The organism is Bacteroidia bacterium, assembly GCA_037045145.1.
Taxonomy (GTDB): domain Bacteria; phylum Bacteroidota; class Bacteroidia; order AKYH767-A; family OLB10; genus OLB10.
Genome location: JBAOIA010000011.1, coordinates 1,386,255 through 1,403,745, shown reverse-complemented (window position 1 = coordinate 1,403,745; position 17,491 = coordinate 1,386,255). Strand labels below are relative to the sequence as shown.

The 17,491-nt window shown below is 38.1% G+C and carries 13 protein-coding genes; 5 read left to right on the top strand and 8 right to left on the bottom strand.

Translation table 11 applies throughout. The features are described from left to right. Nucleotides 1–14 precede the first annotated feature (14 nt). Nucleotides 15–671: a heme exporter protein CcmB gene (locus tag V9G42_07085; GenBank protein ID MEI2759183.1), complete on the bottom strand. Its 657-nt coding sequence runs from the start codon at nucleotides 669–671 to the stop codon at nucleotides 15–17. Between the two features lie 216 nt (nucleotides 672–887). On the opposite strand from V9G42_07085, the gene V9G42_07080 reads away from it, so the two are divergent. From V9G42_07080 to dnaB, 3 genes are all read left to right on the top strand, one after another. Next, the gene (locus V9G42_07080; GenBank protein MEI2759182.1) at nucleotides 888–3,056 is read left to right on the top strand and encodes a PKD domain-containing protein; all 2,169 of its coding nucleotides are present in this window, start codon (nucleotides 888–890) and stop codon (nucleotides 3,054–3,056) included. Nucleotides 3,057–3,248: 192 nt separating this feature from the next. Beyond that, nucleotides 3,249–5,171, top strand: a complete 1,923-nt coding sequence (locus tag V9G42_07075; GenBank protein MEI2759181.1) for an OmpA family protein — start codon at nucleotides 3,249–3,251, stop codon at nucleotides 5,169–5,171. A gap of 97 nt (nucleotides 5,172–5,268) precedes the next feature. Continuing rightward, nucleotides 5,269–6,834, top strand: coding sequence for a replicative DNA helicase (dnaB, locus tag V9G42_07070; GenBank protein MEI2759180.1), 1,566 nt, complete (start codon nucleotides 5,269–5,271; stop codon nucleotides 6,832–6,834). Nucleotides 6,835–6,840: 6 nt separating this feature from the next. On the opposite strand, the gene V9G42_07065 is transcribed toward dnaB, so the two are convergent. The 4 genes from V9G42_07065 to purN are packed head-to-tail and all read right to left on the bottom strand — an operon-like array spanning nucleotide 6,841 to nucleotide 11,138. Next, complete coding sequence (locus V9G42_07065) at nucleotides 6,841–7,743, bottom strand: SDR family oxidoreductase (GenBank protein ID MEI2759179.1); 903 nt, start codon at nucleotides 7,741–7,743, stop codon at nucleotides 6,841–6,843. A gap of 12 nt (nucleotides 7,744–7,755) precedes the next feature. Continuing rightward, complete coding sequence (locus tag V9G42_07060; protein MEI2759178.1) at nucleotides 7,756–10,059, bottom strand: TonB-dependent receptor; 2,304 nt, start codon at nucleotides 10,057–10,059, stop codon at nucleotides 7,756–7,758. Nucleotides 10,060–10,064: 5 nt separating this feature from the next. After that, nucleotides 10,065–10,469 carry an EVE domain-containing protein gene (locus V9G42_07055; GenBank protein MEI2759177.1) on the bottom strand — a complete coding sequence of 135 codons (405 nt, stop codon included), beginning with the start codon at nucleotides 10,467–10,469 and terminating at the stop codon, nucleotides 10,065–10,067. 60 nt (nucleotides 10,470–10,529) lie between these two features. Beyond that, a complete protein-coding gene (gene purN / locus V9G42_07050) occupies nucleotides 10,530–11,138 on the bottom strand; it encodes a phosphoribosylglycinamide formyltransferase (GenBank protein MEI2759176.1) in 609 nt (202 codons plus the stop codon). Nucleotides 11,139–11,246: 108 nt separating this feature from the next. On the opposite strand from purN, the gene V9G42_07045 reads away from it, so the two are divergent. Beyond that, on the top strand, nucleotides 11,247–12,068 hold the full coding sequence (locus V9G42_07045) for a LexA family transcriptional regulator (protein MEI2759175.1): 822 nt from the start codon (nucleotides 11,247–11,249) through the stop codon (nucleotides 12,066–12,068). Between the two features lie 169 nt (nucleotides 12,069–12,237). On the opposite strand, the gene V9G42_07040 is transcribed toward V9G42_07045, so the two are convergent. From V9G42_07040 to V9G42_07030, 3 genes are all read right to left on the bottom strand, one after another. Beyond that, complete coding sequence (locus V9G42_07040) at nucleotides 12,238–13,884, bottom strand: T9SS type A sorting domain-containing protein (GenBank protein MEI2759174.1); 1,647 nt, start codon at nucleotides 13,882–13,884, stop codon at nucleotides 12,238–12,240. A 252-nt stretch (nucleotides 13,885–14,136) separates the two neighbouring features. Further along, nucleotides 14,137–14,562 carry a VOC family protein gene (locus V9G42_07035; GenBank protein MEI2759173.1) on the bottom strand — a complete coding sequence of 142 codons (426 nt, stop codon included), beginning with the start codon at nucleotides 14,560–14,562 and terminating at the stop codon, nucleotides 14,137–14,139. 59 nt (nucleotides 14,563–14,621) lie between these two features. After that, nucleotides 14,622–15,113 (bottom strand): YajQ family cyclic di-GMP-binding protein, encoded by a 492-nt coding sequence (locus V9G42_07030; protein MEI2759172.1) that lies wholly within the window; start codon nucleotides 15,111–15,113, stop codon nucleotides 14,622–14,624. Between the two features lie 115 nt (nucleotides 15,114–15,228). Between V9G42_07030 and V9G42_07025 the strand changes: the two genes are divergently transcribed. Continuing rightward, nucleotides 15,229–17,490 (top strand): T9SS type A sorting domain-containing protein, encoded by a 2,262-nt coding sequence (locus V9G42_07025; GenBank protein MEI2759171.1) that lies wholly within the window; start codon nucleotides 15,229–15,231, stop codon nucleotides 17,488–17,490. The last annotated feature ends 1 nt before the right edge of the window (nucleotide 17,491 follow it).

Here is a 17,491-nt window from a genome sequence, read left to right as displayed (position 1 = left end):
TCAGTCTGAATTTATTATTCGCGCCAAAGGTAGGGAAATAAAATGTAGGCTAAGGATGGCACTAGTAAATTAAGTGCAGCCAGCATAGTGAGATATTTCAGGTTCACCGAAAAATCAATTCCATCAATTGCATTTTTTGAAAGATGAATTAAAACAATCAGTAAAGGCAACAAAACCGGAAAACCTAAAATAGCCATGAGGCTTGACTGATGTCCGGCACGTGAAGCAATAGCGGAAATCATGGTTAACACAGATGAAATTCCGAAGCACCCCAATAAAACGGTACAAACAAACATGCCAATGTCCTGAACAGGGTTACCCAACAAAATGCCGTAGATAAAAAATGTGATGATGCCAAAAAGAAACAGCATCAATCCATTATAAATTATCTTTCCTAAAATTACGGCATAAGGATTCAGAAAAGAATAATAGAAAAGCTGAAGGCCACGCGACTCTGCCATAAAACTTTTTGCAAGCGCATTTACAGCCATAAATAAAATAAGCAACCAGAACAAGGCATTCCATGCAGACACATCAACAATTTTCTTGAAGCTGAGATAACTGATATAAACCCCTGAAAGAATAAAAACCATAAGTCCGGCCATAGCAGCACGGTTGCGCCACTCTAATTTCCATTCTTTGTAAATTATTAACCCTATTTGATTAAACACGGCACAAAGTTCAGAAAAACAACAGTAATTATGAAGAATTGATCAGGAATATTTTGAGATAAAGTATGTGTTCAATCTTTAAAAGAAATAATACTCTGATCTGAAAGAATAACAGGAAATTAAACTCAAATTATGTTTTAACACTTGATACGCAGATATATTTTTTTGCTACATTTACCGTCTGAATTTTTATATGAAAATTATAATATCAAATTAATGAAAAAAGTTTTACTAACATTATTAGCCGCAACAACCATAATTTCGGCTAATGCACAAAGAAAAGCCGGCATCAACATCAAAGAACTGCCGACCATAACACAACGACAATGCGGAACCGGTGAACTTCCATTGGAATATGAAACATGGCTTGCTGCTAAACTTAAAGAACCTAATGCAAATAAAATGCAGGTGGTTTATACCATCCCTGTTGTTGTTCACGTAATTCATAACGGAACCAATGTGGGTGTAAATCAAAACATCAGCGATGCACAAATTATTTCGCAGATTGCTGTTTTGAATGAAGACTATCGCAGACTTAATCCTGACACCACTTCTACCCCAACGGCATTTGGTACGGTAGCTGCAGATTGTGAAATCAACTTCTGTTTGGCACAACGTGATCCAAACGGCAATGCTACAAACGGCATTGATCGTATTAACAGAAACACACAAGGTTGGTCAGCTCCACCATACACAATGACATACATTGATGGCACCATAAAACCGGCTACCATTTGGAATCCAACACAGTATTTAAATATTTGGGTTGTTCCTGATTATACTTCTTCAGGAAATCAGCTGTTGGGTCATGCCACATTTCCGCTAAACAGTACACTTGGCGGTTTAAGCGGAAATTTTGGTACTGCCACTACTGATGGTGTAGTTATTTGGTATAAAAGTTTTGGCCGAGTTGGCACATTGGATGCTTTATATAATAAAGGTCGTACAGCAACACATGAAATTGGTCACTGGTTGGGGTTACGTCATATTTGGGGTGATGCCAATTGTGGAACTGACTATGTAAATGACACGCCAACACAACAAACTGCAAATTACGGAGGACAAAATCCTCCATATCCATGCCCTACTTTTCCACAGGTTACCTGCGGCAATGGTCCAAATGGAGATATGTGGATGAATTATATGGACTATTGCTATGACAAATGTCTGAACATGTTTACAACCGGTCAAAAGTCAAGAATGCAAATTGCAATGGCTAACGGAACTTATCGTGCACCATTAGCAACTTCACTAGGTTGCAATGCACCTTCAGCCGGCCCAACTGCACAATTTACTGCAAATACTACAACTATTGCTCCCGGTGGCAGCGTAAACTTTACTGATCAAAGCAGCAACTCACCAACATCTTGGTCATGGTCGTTTCCGGGTGGAACTCCATCATCATCAACTTCACAAAATCCTTCTAACATTGTTTATTCTAATGCAGGAACATATAATGTTTCTTTAACTGCAACCAATTCAAACGGAAGCAATACATTAACAAAGAACAACTATATTATTGTTACAACCGGTGGCACTTCAACATGCGACACTATTTCGAACTTTGAATTAGTAAACGATACAGCTACGATATATTTAGCAAGTACTACTCCAGGAAGTGGATATGTTTCAGGGCACAATATATATTCAGATCAATCAAAAGCTGATAAATATTCGAACGCTACACCCAACACCACAGTGGATGGAGCATTAATATTCTTTGGCATTGGTACAACATCAGGCACAGGTCAGACAGCAAGTGCAAAAGTTTGGAATGCAAGCGGTACAGGCGGCATGCCCGGCACTGCATTAGGTAGTGTAAATATTACTTATGATCAGATTGCAGCTGATGCAACCGGTGGCTTACCTACAATAGTAGATTTTAATCCTAATGTAAGCATAGCTGTCGGAAATTATTATGTAGGTATGAATTTCACCTATAATACAGGCGATACATTAGCTATTCTTACCAGCAGAAACGGAAACACTGTACCTGGTACAGCATACGAGCAATTTGATACAGGTACTTGGTATGCTTATTCAAATACCACTAGTTCGTGGGGGATAAATGTAGCTCATGCTATTTTCCCAATTGTATGCACCTCTACAGGAGTAAGAGAAGTGATGACACCCGGCAATAACTTAATGGTGTTCCCAAATCCATCACACGGAGAGTTTACATTGGTAGTGCCACAAAGCGACCTGAAAGAAAATGTTGTGGTACGTGTGCTTGATGTAAAAGGTGCAGTGGTTATGCACAAAGAATTGATCTCAACCGGAAATGGAACCTATCGTTTAAAACTTGATGCACCTGCTAAAGGTATTTACATGCTTGAAGTGCAGACAGTAAACGGTTTGAAAAAACAACGCATATCTGTGAATTAAAAAACACAGATTGATAAAAAAAGCTGCTTCAAAAGAGCAGCTTTTTTTATTTCCGTTTGAACAGAAAGAGTGCTTTTAAAAGAGATGAGTCCATGCGATGTTGAAAGAAATTTGGAGATGAAATAATCCTAACTTTACTTTCACATAAAAGAAACGTACTGTTTTTATATTTGTAATCAAATTTTCAGATGAATGTTTAAAAAGCTTTTAATCATCCTGCTTGCATTTGCAACGACTCAGGCATTTGCACAGAAACAAACCTATACGTCAACTTCTTCAAGAGCGATAAAAAACCTGGAACAAGCTTTAAAGTATTATGATTCGAGGCAGACAACAAAGGCAATTACAGAGACGGAGAATGCCATAAAAGCCGACCCTGGTTTTATTGAAGCTTATATGCTGCTTGGCGATCTTCATGCCGACAACAACAACCTGCCTGCTGCAATCGAAGCCTACAAAAAAGCAGTTGCTGTAAATCCCCGGTTTTTTCCAAACAACTTATATGCATTAGGAAGGTATGAATTGGAGTTGGGAAAGTATGACGATGCATTACAACATTTTAATGAGTTTGTGAAAATGGAAGCAGCCAAGCCTGAAAAAAAAGAAGAAGCAAAAAACCTGATAGCATCCTGTGAGTTTGCAAAGGATGCATTACAGCATCCTGTTCCTTTTGCACCACAAAATGCAGGGGCAGGTATTAATTCTGAGACAGATGAATACTTTCCTTCCATCACCGTTGATAATAAAAGAATGCTTTTTACCCGAAAAATAAAAAGTGATATTTATGAATGGCAAGAAGATTTTTATATCAGCACGCTGCAGCAAGACAGCAGCTGGGGTAAAGCAAAAAATGTAGGTGCACCGGTAAATACAGAGTTAAACGAAGGCGCACCATCATACAGTGCCGATGGTCAACTGATATTTTTTACGGCATGCGACCGGCCAGAAAGTAAAGGCTCATGTGATATTTATTACTCCAGAAAATTTGGTGATGTGTGGGGGAAGCCAATCAATATTGGCTCGCCTGTGAACACGGGAGCTTGGGAATCGCAGCCTTCGTTTTCAAGCGATGGCAAGACATTGTATTTTGTTCGTGGCAGCAATAGCCGCACCAACGATCAGGATATTTACATGAGTGAGGTAAGCGAAAAAGGATGGAGTACTCCAGTGAAACTAAACAGTAACATTAACACAGCAGGAAAAGAAGAAGCTGTTTTTATACATCCTGATAACCAAACTTTATATTTTGTTTCAGACGGATGGCCGGGTATGGGAGGCTCAGATATTTTTATGAGCAAACGTCAGCCTGATGGTCAGTGGGGCAAAGCAGTGAACTTAGGATATCCGATAAACACATTTGCCAATGAAGCAGGATTAATTGTGAGCCCCTCTGGAGATAAAGCTTATTTCAGCAGTAACAGAGAAGGCGGATTTGGTGGCTTGGATATTTACAGTTTCAACTTGTATGATAAAATCAAACCCGACCCTGTGAGTTATGCAATAGGGTTTGTGTATGATGATGAAACAAAAAAACCTACAGATGCAAAATTTGAAATCATTGATATAGAATCGGGCAAGACAGTAGTAGAATCGTATTCCGACCAAAACACAGGTGAGTTTATGGTGACCTTGCCATATGGTAAAAATTATATGCTGAATGTTTCCAAGCGGAAGTATCTTTTCTACTCCGATCATTTTGAAATGGATAAACCATCAGACATTAAAAATGCAAAGCAATTGATTGTAAGACTTAAACCTGTAAAGGATGGAAGCTGCATGGCATTGAATAATATTTTCTTTGACACTAACTCGGCAGAGCTAAAGCCCGAATCAAAAACAGAGCTCAATAAGTTAGTGAGTTTTATAAAATCTAATGCCATTGTTAAACTTGAAATTGGCGGGCATACTGATGATGTTGGTGATGACAAAGCAAATATGCTGTTGTCTGATAGACGTGCAAAATCAGTATGTGATTATCTTATTACCTCAGGCATTGAAGCTTCGCGATTGGTTTCCAAGGGATATGGAGAAACAAAACCGGTGACAGAAAATTCAACAGACGAAGGAAAGGCAAAAAACAGAAGAACAGAAATCACCATATTATCAGTGCATTAATTTTTTTGCATACAAAATTTTTCTGTTAAATACGTGTTGAAAATTATTTAAAAATATTTTCGCAGCAGGAGGCATGGTAAATGGTTAAATTTGCTGCATGGAAGAAAATGTGGAAGCAGGCAGGAGTGCAAAGAAGAAAGTAACTCCAAAGTCATTAACCAACCAACAGATTGCATTAGGATTAGGAAAAATTCCACCACAGGCTGTGGATATGGAAGAAGCAGTATTAGGCGCATTAATGCTTGAGAAAAATGCACTTACTACTGTAATAGATATTTTACATCCAGATTCATTTTATAAAGAAGCGCATCAGAAGATATTTAAAGTTATACGTGATCTTTTTAATAAAGCTGAGCCCATAGATATTCTAACAGTAACTCATGCGCTAAAAAAAGCAGGCGATTTAGAATTAGTAGGTGGTGCATTTTATATTACACAGTTAACCAACAGAATTGCTTCTGCTGCCAACATTGAATTTCATGCACGGATTATACTTCAAAAATTTATTCAGCGTGAATTGATACGTATTTCGAGTGAAACCATAAAAAGTGCATACGAAGACACATCTGATGTTTTAAAAATGCTTGACGATGCAGAGAAAAATTTGTTTGCAATTGCAGAAGGAAACATAAGAAGAAACTACGAAAGCATGAATGCTCTTATTTCCAAAGCCATTAAGGAAATAGAAATTGCATCAAAACAGACACAAGGTATTACAGGAGTAGAAAGTGGTTTCACAGAATTAGATCGTATAACTGCAGGATGGCAAAAATCTGATTTGATTATTATTGCCGCCAGGCCGGGTATGGGAAAAACAGCCTTTACCCTATCGTTAGCAGCCAATGCTGCCATACAATTCAAAAAACCTGTTGCATTTTTCTCTTTGGAGATGTCAAGCATTCAGTTGGTAAACCGATTGATTTCTTCACAGGCAGAAATTACTTCAGAGGCCATTAGAAAAGGGCATCTTGCAGATCATCAATGGCAGCAGCTAAACAGTAAAATTGTTCCGCTTACCGATGCGCCTATTTTTATTGATGATACTCCCGCATTATCGGTTTTTGAACTCCGTGCCAAGTGCAGAAGACTTGTTGCAGAAAAGAAAGTACAACTCATCATGATAGATTATATGCAATTGATGGTGGCAGGAACTGACAATCGTAATGGTAACCGTGAGCAGGAAATCAGTACTATTTCCCGTTCGTTAAAAGCAATAGCTAAAGAATTAGAAGTTCCGATTATTTGTTTGTCGCAGTTGAGTCGTGAAGTAGAAAAACGCGGCACTGCGTCTAAGCGTCCACAATTGAGCGACCTTCGTGAATCGGGCGCTATTGAACAGGATGCCGATATGGTAATGTTTATTTACCGTCCGGAATATTATGGAATGGATGTAGATGAAGAAGGAGATTCAACAAAAAATACAGCAGAAATTATTATTGCCAAAAACAGAAATGGCTCATTAAACACTGTTAAGCTCACCTTTACTCCAGAGTACACAAAGTTTACAGATCTGAAAAATAAAAATTCGCAACAAGGTATGACTTCTTATGAATATACTGATGAAAGCACTAAGGTTAGAATACCTAATCCGAATGTTGAAGCAGAGAATCGTTACACACGTGGTTCTAAAATGAACGACATGCCGGATGATTATCCTTTTTAGTCTGATTTATTTTTCTAATTGCATTTTTACAATCTCCAACCCCTGCAGCAAGGTATGTGGTTGAAAATTTAATTCGCGTTTGGCTTTATCAATATTAAAGCCTGTTAACAAAGGACGTTTTGCCGGTTGTTTTAGCTGATCTGTTGTGATAGGATGAATATACTTTTTATCCAACTGAAAAAAATCTGCAGTCCGGTTTACCATTTCGAGGATGCTCATAGTTTCACTTCCTGACACATGATAAATCCCTGTGGCACGTTTTAAGGCAGCCTGCACACAGGCATCGGCAAGGTCTTCGGCAAGTGTTGGCGAACGCATCTGATCACTAATAACATTAATGTCTTTTTGCTGACGTAGTGAGTTTATTGTCCAAATGACCACATTGCTTCTTTGCTTGTCATCTACGACTCCATAAATGATGATTGTACGGATAATGGCTGAATCAATTCTTGCCTGCTGCACAACTTTTTCTGACTCATATTTACTGCGTGCATAGTGACTCAACGGATTGGGAACATCTTCTTCGCTGTAGTACCCTTTTTCACCATCAAAAACAAAATCGGTACTCAGGTGAATTAAATGAATATTGTGAAGCTCGCATAATTCAGTCATTGTCCTTACGGCTTCAACATTCATCTTCCAACAGTTCTCCTGATCTTTTTCGCAGGCGTCAACATTGGTCATTGCAGCAGTGTTGATGATACAATGCGGCTTAAAATTCTCAATGATGGCGGTTACTTCATCAGCGTTGGTAATATCCATTGAAGCATAGTGATAGCCTGCTTTAGAATGTAATCGGTTTTCGCCTTTAGAGGTGGCAAGCAATTGAATGTCGTTTCGCTTCAAAGATGCGTAAACAATTTTCTGCCCCAACAACCCATTACTTCCTGTCAACAAAATACGCAGCATGACTTTTTAAAATTAAAATGTGAGCGATGCTCCTAAAGATGGCATAATTGGTAATTGGTTTACCACATTGTGTCTTATGCGATCCACATAAAACACATTTTTACGATTGTAAACATTGACAACACTTGCCACCACTTCCAACTCGCTGTGACGTGCAAGATAGAAAATTTTCTTTATTGAAATATCAAGACGATGATAGGTTGGTAATCGCGATTCATTTAATGGTCCGTAGAGAACACCCATTTCGCCATTGTCTTGAGTATAGTCAGTAGCAAGTCCATCCTGAAAATTGAGATACGGATAAAAGCCCTGATTTAAAGTAACCGGAAATCCTGACCCGAAATTCCACCGTGCATCAACTTCCCAGTCGAGCTTTTTGCCCAGCTTATAGGAGCCGATAATATTGATATTATGTCGTCTGTCGAAATGGGGTGCATATTCGTAGTTGCCTGTATTACGTGTACTGAATCCCAAGGAATAAACAAGCCATGCATACATTCTTCTGTATTCATATTTCAACACAACGTCAACACCCTGAGTAAACCCTTTTTCAATGATGAAACTTTTTTTAACGGAGTCGGGCTTGTCGAAGTTGTTTGCCGTGTCATCATAAACCTTGTCGCGGTTTATATTGGTAAGCTGATTAAAATCCTTTATATAGCCTTCAATGTTAATATCAAAATATTTGTTGATGTCATATTCAATTCCAACAACTGCATGACGTGCAAGCTGTAGTTTTTTCTTTATGGATTTTCCATCAAACTCAGAAGGCAAATCGTCAGGAGCTGAAAGGAAACCATAGAAAAAGTTTACCACATCGCGATCGCTGTTGGCAGCTATCAGGTTTTGTGCATACAGTCCACCTGCAGCTTTTAGTCTGATGTTGTCGCTCAGGTTGTACTTAAGTCCAAGTCGTGGCTCAGGAGAAAACTCAGAGATGGAAGCGTAATACTGTAAGCGCACGGAAGGATCAATGATAAGTTTATTGATGATTTTTTTATAGCGAAAAAATATTCCGATTTCAGTAGTATTTTCTGTTTGATTAATTTGTCTTTTGGCATAGTTAAAATATTCGAAATCGGTTTTGAAGCCTTGCACCTCGATACCGTAATTAATTTCGTCATTATTTAAAAAGTAAAGCCAGTTGAAGCCCATGTTAAATCCATTTACTAAGCTGGAGCGGGGTTTTTCTTCAGCCTCTGTAAGTTTAATTTTATAGCTTGAGAAAGCGAGGTTACCACGTAACAAAACTTTTGATGCACCGGGCACCAGCACAAAGTTCATTCCGCCACCGGATGAACTCCAGTCGTATTTTGCCACCTTACTGTAATTTACTTTATCAAGAAAATTAAATCCAAAAAAACTAACCTTACTTCCACTGGCACTGTTGATTACCACTTTTCCATAAATATCATTAAAAGAATATGGCAGTCCGTCATCAGAAGCATATTTGTAAATACTTTTTGAAGTCTGGTCGAGGTAGGAATTTTTTACTGAAAAAATGAAAGATGCTGTTCCGTCATTTTCGTCTTTAGCTTTCTTTATAGGACCTTCTAACAAAACTTTTGAAAGGAAGGTGCCGGTAGAAACCTTTCCGCCAATGCGCTTTTTATTTCCATCGCGTGTGGTGATGTCCATAACAGATGAAATGCGTCCACCGTATTGCGCACCAAAGCCTGCAGTATAAACATCGGTATTTTTTAAAATGTCGGTATCGAACACGCTAAACAAACCAATGCTATGAAACGGATTGTAGATGACCATGCCATCGAGTAACACTTTGTTTTGTACAGGTGTTCCTCCGCGTATATACAATTGCCCCCCCTGATCGCCACTGCTTACAACACCGGGCACCACCTGCATGTACTGCACCAGATCACCTTCGGCACCAAGACTTGGCAGAGATTTAATTTCCTGAGGTGTCACGGACTCTACGGCTATTTTAACTTCTGTTTTTTTTGTTTGTCTTTCTGCCGATACTTCAACCTGCTTCAACTCCACATTTTTTTTCTTCATCACTAATTTGCGGTTTTCCATTTCATCGGCAATAAGTTCAACATCTGCAAAAGCAGTGTCGTAGCCTAATGTTGTTGCCATTACCCGGTATTTTCCCGGAGGAACTTTCACCATGGAATAATAGCCGTTAATGTCTGTAAAGGATGCAAAGGTTGTTCCCTTCAGGAAAACGCTTGCAAAGGGAATAGGCTCACCATTTTCGGCAGCATAAACAAACCCTTTGATTGTGGCTGTTTGTGCATTTGCCAAAGAAACAGCAAGCATACAAAAAGCAGCTAAAAAAAATCTTTTTATCGTCATAAAAACTATTTACTTAATTCTAAAATTACATTATACTCTTCTTTCTTTAGTGGCATTACAGACAAGCGGCCTATACGCACCAATGCAATATCTTTCAGTCGCACATCACCTTTTACCTGTGTTAATGTTACAGGCTTCTTCAATGCTTTAAATGGTGTCAGCTCCACACCTACCCAGCGTACATCGTCAGCAGTGGGGTCGGGATAGGCTGTTTTTTCAACTTTGGCAATGCCCATAACGGCTAGACCTTCATTGCTGTGATAAAACAAAACCTGATCGCCTTTTTTCATGGCTAATAAATGCAGACGGGCAGCGTTGTTGCGCACACCGTCCCAAAATGTTTTTCCATCGGCAACAAATTGTTCCCACGAATATTTAAACGGCTCTGATTTTACCAGCCAATACTGCATACTATTTTTAAAGTCGGACAAAGAAATAAAAATAAATGAATCCGGATTTGTTAATTATCCTTAAAATAAACCCTTTGCCAACTGCTCAATTACGGGTGGGTAATGCTCATATTCAAGACGATGAATACGCAATGCAATACTTTCTGCGGTGTCGTCAGGCAACACAGGCATGCTTTTCTGAAAAATAATTTCTCCCTCATCAAAGCGGTTGTTTACGTAGTGAATGGTTATGCCTGTTTCGGCAACACCGGCTTGCAACACTGCCTCATGAACATTGTGGCCATACATGCCTCTGCCTCCGAAAAGCGGCAGCAATGCAGGGTGAATATTTATTATTCGATGTTGAAAATTTGAAACTACCTCAGCAGGCATCAGTTTGAGGTATCCGGCCAGCACAACCAAATCAATGTTATGTTGCTGTATCAACTCAAGCATCATCCGGCCATCGCTGACCGTCATTTTGTCCATGACCAAACAGGGAATATCCAGCCTTTGTGCACGTGCTATCACTCCTGCCGTTGTTACATTGGTAAGAATTAATACCACTTCGGCATATTCATTATTCTTAAAATAGGAAGCAATATTTTCGGCATTGGTACCCGACCCTGAAGCCAATAGAGCTATTCGTTTTTTGTTCATCACACAATTATGAGTTTGTAAAAATAGCATTCTGTAAATGATAGGCTTAGATATTTTTTTGGCATTATTACAATCATTCGTTTGGTTATTATATAGCCTGTATATTAAATTTGTAGTAAATTCATTAAACCACATAACATGTATTTCTGCACCAACATAAAACTACTTCGCAAACGCAAAAAGCGTACGCAAGAAGTAGCAGCACTTGCCTTAGGATTTTCACGCTCCACATTAAACAGCTATGAGAATGGCGCCATTGCCAATCCAACGGTTGAAGCACTGTTAAATTTTTCAAATTATTTTAAAATTTCCATAGACACCTTACTGCGTGTTGACATGAGCAAACTCAGCGATTTGCAACTGCGCGAACTGGAGTTGGGCTATGACTCTTATGTGCGTGGCACCAAACTCAGGGTTCTTGCCACAACAGTTGACAGCAGAAACCGCGAAAACATAGAGTTGGTTCCGGTGAAAGCAAAAGCCGGATATACAGCAGGCTACAACGACCCGGAGTTTATTCGCAATCTTCCTACTTTTCAACTGCCCTTCCTTTCGCATGACAGAAAATACCGCACTTTTCAGATCAGTGGCGACAGCATGCTTCCTATACCTGACAAATCTTTTGTGACGGCAGAGTTTGTTGAAAACTGGATGGAGATAAAAGATGGTAATGCCTTCATTATACTCACACACGATGATGGCATTGTTTTTAAAGTGGTGTATAATCATATCAGCAGCAATAAAAAATTATTGCTTAAATCATTGAACCCTGCCTACAAGCCTTATGAGGTAAAAATTAATGAGGTAAAAGAAGTGTGGCGATTTGTAAATTACATCAGCAATGAAATGCCTGACACAGGATTGCAAAATCCAAAACTATCGAACACCGTTGCACGTATCCAAAATGAAATGAATAAAATCAAAGACTTGTTGGGTGTGCAGGATGTAAGTAAAGAGTAGTTTTAAGAGAGAGATGTTATCTTGTACCTGCGAAGTTGTTCTTCCGGATTTGAATAAAAACAGATTAATAATCTAACAACAAAATACTTTAGGTTTTAATATACCTGATTATAAAATCAGTATTTTTACATTAACATGAATTGCTATTCAGCAGGCATAAAAGAATATTTTACTCTTTAATAAATTTCGCTTTGAAGTTTTCATTATTACTTTTAAAAAACTCAATGATATAAACCCCATTAGAAAGCGCTTCTACATTTAATTTACTGGACATTAATTTGCTATTTATAATTTCACGTCCGGCAATATCTTTTACGCTAAAGGCATAAAAGTTTCTTAAAATACTTTCACTGAAAAACAGCATATTTTTTACAGGTACAGGATATACAAAATATTGCACCTCCTCACTTTTACCTTCTTTGACAGTTGTAATAGCAGGAGCATTAAACTTCAAAACAAACACATTAAAACTCCCAACTCCGTTAAACATTAATGTCTGAACTAACGGAGAATTATTAAAATCAGCTGTATCATTAAATTGCCCTGCTATATAAACAGCATCACCTGAAGCACCTATTGTCGTTGACCTGTCCAATAAGTTTCCACCAAAACTTTCACCCCAAGAGTAATTTCCAGTATTGGTGAGCGCTACAACATAGGCATCATAAAAATCATCTTGTGGAGTAGCAGCCACTTCATATAACATGCTCCCTCCTGCTGGTACATTAACATCCATTGTATCAGTAAACACTCCTGCAACATACACCAAAGTATCTTTTACCAATATAGCATGAGCATGATTTGCTGCCACCGACAAATTAGTGCCGTTTTGAGTAAATTGTCTAACCCAAACCAATTCCAGGCTACTATTCAAATGGCAGACAAATGTATTGTAAGCACCAACTGCATTTACATAAAAAGCCGTTGTACTATCGGTGTCAAAATCTATTGTGTCATTGAAATAACCACATACAAACACATTACCTGAATAATCACATGATAATGATGTAACATTACAATAGACCTGAGTACTTACCGGATTATTATTGAATGATTTCTTAATAAGAAAATTTCCTGCTGTGTCCACCTTTGCAATTTCACCGTAGTTGGCAATATAGATATTACCATTATGATCATAATCAGTTGCCAAACGTTCATTCTCACCATAATAACTCAGTTGAGCGGACTGCACCCAAACATACTGTCCTGCACTATTATACTTTGCAATATACACACTTTCCGGGCTGCTTGTTGAAAGATTTGCCACACTCGAACCAGGATCAAAATCACATGTATTATCATAACGTCCGGTGATATAAATATTTCCTGACTGATCAACGACAAGATTTCCTGCTGACTCAAACCCTCCTGTTCCAATTTTGAACGCCCATATAAAGTTACCTATAGAATCTAACTTAAGAACAAATATATCTGGGTTACCCGAAGAAGCATTTGTTGCTGTGAGTGTATAATTTATAAGTGTGTCCGGATTAAAATCTGCTGAGGAATAAAACAGTCCCGCTATATACACACTCTGCGCATTATCTGTTGCCACACCCCAAGGTGTTACATCACTGCCTACAATACTTTTAGCCCAAATAAGATTACCCAGACTATCCATTTTAGAAATGAATGTATTATTTCCACCTGAGTTAAAAGGCAAATAAACATGCCCAGGTCCGGGATCAAAATCAACATTACCAATAAATGAACCAGTTGCATAAATATTTTGGTGAGAATCGCCACACATGGCATTTGCAGATTGAGCACCAAGTTGTGCAGCCCACTGCGTTTGCTGTGCCCCTGCTTTTTGCATTGTGAGAGAAAGTAAAATTATTATGCCAGAATGCAGCAGTAACTTAACTCTTAAAACTTTCATTTGATTCAGGATAATTATATTCTCAAAGTTAGTCAACAATTCACTTTCACTGAAACTTTTTCAGGTGATTTTTCTCATAAAGCACAAAGATTTATAGCTCCTATCTTAATTATTTCAGCAGATAACATAAATACAACTAAACCACTAATTTTAAAATTTATAAAATCAACATAGTGTTTAATTGTACCATCACTTTGTGGTCTCACTTTTCAGTTGCTTACCCAACTCTTCATACGCTGCATCATTCGGCTCCCACAATTCAATTTTATTACCTTCAGGATCGAGTATGTGAACAAATTTACCGTAATCGTATGTTTCAATAGCATCAACCACCGTTACACCCGAGTTACGCAGCTCTTCAACAAGTGCTTCAATATTTTCAACACGGTAGTTAATCATAAATTCTTTTGACGAAGGTTCAAAATATTTGGTCTTGTCATCAAAAGGACTCCAGGTAGTAAAACCTTTTTTAGAATTATCTGCTCCCTGATACCACTCGAAAACTGCTCCGTAAGGGTTGGTTTTTAAGCCAAGATTCTGTTGATACCAATCACGCATTTTATTTGGGTCTTTGCATTTAAAAAATATTCCTCCAATGCCTGTTACTTTTTTCATTTGCTTTTGATTTAATTTTCAGAATAAAATATTTCAACATTTAATTTTCACCAGCCACCTCATGACCGGAAATTGACATATTGCAAGGGTAATTCCACAGGCTTATTCTTGACCTCGGCAATAACTTGTTGCAAGTCATCAATTTTTTTTCCGGTTACACGCACTTGCTCGTCCATAATGGATGCCTGAACTTTCATCCCTGTTTCTTTAATATATTTGACAATAGTTTTTGCCGTTTCCTTATCAATTCCCTTTTTAATCTTTACATCTTTTCGAACCATGTTGCCGGAAGCATATTGTTCCTTACCGAAGTCAAAACATTTTGGGTCAACACCCTGCTTCATACTTCGGCTGATGATGATATCGCGAATGGCATCCATGCGCATCTGGTCTTCGGTAACAATCTTTAACTGCATTTCTTTCTTGTCCAAATCAATTTCTGTTTTTGAACCATGAAAATCGTATCGGTTAACAATTTCCTTCTTTGCCACATTAATGGCATTGTCTAATTTCTGAATGTCTATTTCATTTACAATATCAAATGATGGCATAATAAAATTTTTTGTTCATGCAAAAGTTGTAATAATTCACGAATAAACCGATGCTGATGCTATTTTTTTTCTACTTTTGAAAGTCCCTTTCAAGGTCATGACTCAATATCAGAAAATGAAAATCAACATCATCTGCCCTGTTTTAAGACATCTGTTGCTATGTCTGATAATATTTGCAACCATTAATACAGTTTATGCACAGAACTACAGCAAGTACACTTCTCCAAAAGTATTTGTCAATAATCAGGCCTTAAAAAATCCATGGGCAGGTGGTATCAACTCACCTCTTTACAGCACAATTGATTTAAACAATGATGGTATAAAAGATTTGTTTTTATTCGATAAACAATTTGGCGCAGCCTATCCGGGCTCTTATAAAATCCGGACTTTTATCAATCAGGGAACGGCAGGTCAAGTTGATTATATATATGCACCTTTTTATGAGCGTTTTTTTCCACAAAACCTGCATGACTGGGTGCTATTGGTTGATTATGATTGTGACGGCAATGAAGATATTTTTACCTACTCCTATTCGGGCGGCATGGAAGTGTATCATAATGATGTCACTCCCGGAAACAACCTGTCCTTTAGCTTAACTTACCCACTAATTCATAGTTTATTTCTGGGAGGCGCTTATGCCAATTTGTATGTGAGTAATGTAAACCTTCCTGTGCTGCATGATGTAAATGGTGATGGTGATTTGGATGTACTAACGTTTACCTTACTTGGCGGCACTATTGAGTATCATGAAAATTATGCGAAAGAACTTTATAACCGCTGCGACACTTTGGTATATCGTCAGGTACGACAGTGTTATGCTCAAGTTGGTTTAAGTGCCGTTTCCAATACTGCCATTCTCGATTTTAATAATTGTTTTTTTCTGGCACCGCCTCCACTTCCCGATTCACTGATAAAAACACCACGTCACAATGGCTCCTGTATGATAGGATATGATCAGGATGGCGATGGCGATCTTGATTTGATTAATGGCGATATTCTTGGCAACAACCTGCTGTATCTGGAAAACAGTGGTGTGCCCGGTGTGAGCGATTCCATTCACTTACAAGATACCTTATTTCCATCGTATGATGTGCCAGCAGTATTCAAAACATTTCCTGCGCCTTTTTATTTCGATGCCGATAATGATGGGGCGAAAGATTTGATTGTTTCAAGTTGTACAGAATATCTGACCGAAGATTTTCAAAATTCATGGCTCTATAAAAATGTTGGCTCAAACAACAGCAATCAGTTTCAATTTGTAAAAAAACGTTTCCTGACAGATGAGATGATTGATGTAGGTTCCGGTGCTTATGTGCGTTTTTTTGATGTAGATAATGACGGAAAAAAAGATCTGATAATAGGAAACTTCGGTTATTTTACTCAGGACTCTGCAAGTGGACATTACGAATCTGCTTTGTCTTATTATCATAACATCACAACAGGTTCTCTACCTGAATTTGAGTTTGTGACGGATGACTTTAACAACCTGCGTTCGTTAGGCAGAGTTGGGTTGAATGCCACATTTGGCGACCTTAACGGAGATGGATTTGCCGATATGATATTGGGTGATAAAGATGGGATTTTACATTACTACCTTAATAACGGCACAACGCCTGCAACATTCACACTAGCACCTAATGGCTTTAACTTTCAAAACATTGATGTTGGAACAAATAGCTTTCCGTTTTTAGCTGACATCAATAATGATGGACTCTTAGACCTTATTATCGGTGAACGATATGGCTATATTTATTACTATCAGAATACAGGTACTGCAACCACTCCTGCTTTTACCTATGTTACCAATAAATTAGGCAATGTCTTTGTTGGCAATGCACAATCTTTTTACGGATTCAGTTATCCTCACTTTTACAAAGAAAATGGTGTATCGAAACTTTTGGTTTCAAATGAAAACGGATACATTCAGAAATACGATAACATTGATGGCAATCTTGGTGGCACATTTAATCAGGTTTCTACAAACATGTTTTCAGTTTTCGAACCCTATCAGGCGTCATTCGATATTGCCGACCTTAACGGTGACGGCATGGACGAAGTTATTACCGGATGTTATGCAGGAGGGCTTTCCATTTATTCAAAAAATCTGCCTGTAGGTTTAGCAGAAAATATTCATTTCGAAAAAGATATTACCGTCTATCCAAATCCTGCCAAAGATTATATTGTTTTTGAGCTCAATAAAAACAATTCACATAACGGCAGATTTCAACTGTCTGATATTTCAGGCAAGGTAATTATGGAAGGCCCCTTTCAAAACTATATCAATACTATTAGTCTTCAGGGACTGAATAATGGTATTTATATTCTACAAATTACTGAAAGCAATCATTTCAGCTCACACAAGGTTGTTAAGTTTTAAT

Coding starts and splice junctions, on each gene's coding strand:
- V9G42_07080 (MEI2759182.1), top strand. CDS start 888: ATGAAAAAAGTTTTACTAACATTATTAGCCGCAACAACCATAATTTCG.
- dnaB (MEI2759180.1), top strand. CDS start 5,269: ATGGAAGAAAATGTGGAAGCAGGCAGGAGTGCAAAGAAGAAAGTAACT.
- V9G42_07065 (MEI2759179.1), bottom strand. CDS start 7,743: ATGCTGCGTATTTTGTTGACAGGAAGTAATGGGTTGTTGGGGCAGAAA.
- V9G42_07030 (MEI2759172.1), bottom strand. CDS start 15,113: ATGCCATCATTTGATATTGTAAATGAAATAGACATTCAGAAATTAGAC.
- purN (MEI2759176.1), bottom strand. CDS start 11,138: ATGCTATTTTTACAAACTCATAATTGTGTGATGAACAAAAAACGAATA.
- V9G42_07040 (MEI2759174.1), bottom strand. CDS start 13,884: ATGCAAAAAGCAGGGGCACAGCAAACGCAGTGGGCTGCACAACTTGGT.
- V9G42_07035 (MEI2759173.1), bottom strand. CDS start 14,562: ATGAAAAAAGTAACAGGCATTGGAGGAATATTTTTTAAATGCAAAGAC.
- V9G42_07045 (MEI2759175.1), top strand. CDS start 11,247: ATGTATTTCTGCACCAACATAAAACTACTTCGCAAACGCAAAAAGCGT.
- V9G42_07060 (MEI2759178.1), bottom strand. CDS start 10,059: ATGACGATAAAAAGATTTTTTTTAGCTGCTTTTTGTATGCTTGCTGTT.
- V9G42_07025 (MEI2759171.1), top strand. CDS start 15,229: ATGAAAATCAACATCATCTGCCCTGTTTTAAGACATCTGTTGCTATGT.
- V9G42_07055 (MEI2759177.1), bottom strand. CDS start 10,469: ATGCAGTATTGGCTGGTAAAATCAGAGCCGTTTAAATATTCGTGGGAA.
- V9G42_07075 (MEI2759181.1), top strand. CDS start 3,249: ATGTTTAAAAAGCTTTTAATCATCCTGCTTGCATTTGCAACGACTCAG.